At 24.7% G+C, this 1,582-nt stretch carries 2 protein-coding genes; both read left to right on the top strand.

The genetic code is table 11. The features are described from left to right. The first annotated feature begins 207 nt into the window (after positions 1–207). A complete protein-coding gene (locus BMX03_RS10995; RefSeq protein WP_091695429.1) occupies positions 208–828 on the top strand; it encodes a hypothetical protein in 621 nt (206 codons plus the stop codon). A 13-nt stretch (positions 829–841) separates the two neighbouring features. Further along, on the top strand, positions 842–1,489 hold the full coding sequence (locus tag BMX03_RS11000; protein ID WP_091695431.1) for a hypothetical protein: 648 nt from the start codon (positions 842–844) through the stop codon (positions 1,487–1,489). The last annotated feature ends 93 nt before the right edge of the window (positions 1,490–1,582 follow it).

Consider the following 1,582-nt stretch of genomic DNA (forward strand, 5'->3'; position numbering starts at 1 on the left):
CTTTGGAGAGATATAGTAAGACCTGCTATTTTAGTAGGCAAGTATCGTTTGTATCCAAGAATCCCCTGCATTTAGGCATGGGGAGTATGTCAATTCTTTATTATTGTTTATAGATAAAAAAATATTCTATTATCTCAATTATAGTATATTTTATAAAAATGAATTTTAGATGAAAATAAATTTAAATTTTTGTAAAGGATGGTATTGATGCTTTGTGTAGATAAATATATGCATAAGACGTATTATATTTTAATTGGTTTGATGGTTTTATTATTACCTCAAGCATTCATTTTACCAATAGAATGTAGTTATGAAAATCATTTGTTAGAAAATCTAGAAGTATTTATATTAGGTATTGGTTTTATAAATATGTTATATAAAACTGCAAATTTAAATAAAGATAAAATTAATAAGTTTTATTTAGCATGTGGTATTTTTTATATTGTTATGATTGCTAGAGAATTAAGTTATGGTAGAGTATTTTATCCTATCGGTATGGATAAAAATGGTGAACAGATTTTTATGAATATCCATCAAATATGGTATGGTCCAATAGTATATCCTATAATTGCAGTACTAGTTTTAATAGCATTATTTTTAATGATACAAACTTATAAATACATAAAAAAAGAACAGATTATTTGTAGTATACCTAGATATAGCATTCGTTTATTTATAATTATGATGATATTGAGCCAGATAGTATTTGAGAAAAATTTAATTAAGTTTTTAGCAGATTATGGTCAATTATTAGAAGAATGCACAGAGATATTAGCATATTGTTCTTTAGTATGCTTTACTTATGATATATCATTTAAAAAGAAATAAAGAAGGAATATAAATGTTAAATTTTGAAATTAGATATACAAAAGCTTTAGTTATTTTGTGTATTTTAGCTGTTATTTTTATTGGGTTATCATTTGTCTTGCCTATAGAATATAGTTATGAAAATCATTTTTTAGAGAATTTAGAAGTTGTAATTTTATTTTTAGGTATTGTAATCTGTATAGGGAAAATACGAGATTTTATTTTATATGATAGTATAAAATTTTATGTAGCTTCGATAATAATTTATATATTGATGATTGGCAGAGAATTGAGTTGGGGTCGTGTATTTTATCCTATTGGTATGGATAAAAATGGTGAACAGATTTTTGTAAAAGTACATGAATTATGGTATGGTTCAGTAGTTTATCCAATGGTAGGGATTTTAATTTTAATAGTCTTGATTTTATTGGGAGTATATTTTTATCAAAGCAGAAGACAAGGAATTTGTTGGTACATTCCATTAGGTGAATTTTTGTTTTTTATAGTGACAAGCATATTGGGTCAATTTGTATTTGATAGAGGTTTAGTGCAATTTGGTAATTATAATCAATTATTAGAAGAAAGCTGTGAAATCATAGCATATATAGCTCTTATTTGTTATACATATGATATTTCCTTTAAAAGAAGATATATTCATATAAGATATTTTAGTATAAGATAATGAACTGCACCCCAAAAGTTGGACACAAAACAACTTTTGGAGGTGCAGTTTTTTTATGACTAAATACTCAAATGAATTTAAAGTTAAAGCAAT

Source organism: Megamonas sp. Calf98-2, from assembly GCF_900110235.1.
Classification (GTDB): domain Bacteria; phylum Bacillota; class Negativicutes; order Selenomonadales; family Selenomonadaceae; genus Megamonas; species Megamonas funiformis.

Bases quoted from the DNA above. Each gene is read 5' to 3' on its own strand.
- BMX03_RS10995 (WP_091695429.1), top strand. From the start codon at position 208: ATGCTTTGTGTAGATAAATATATGCATAAGACGTATTATATTTTAATT.
- BMX03_RS11000 (WP_091695431.1), top strand. From the start codon at position 842: ATGTTAAATTTTGAAATTAGATATACAAAAGCTTTAGTTATTTTGTGT.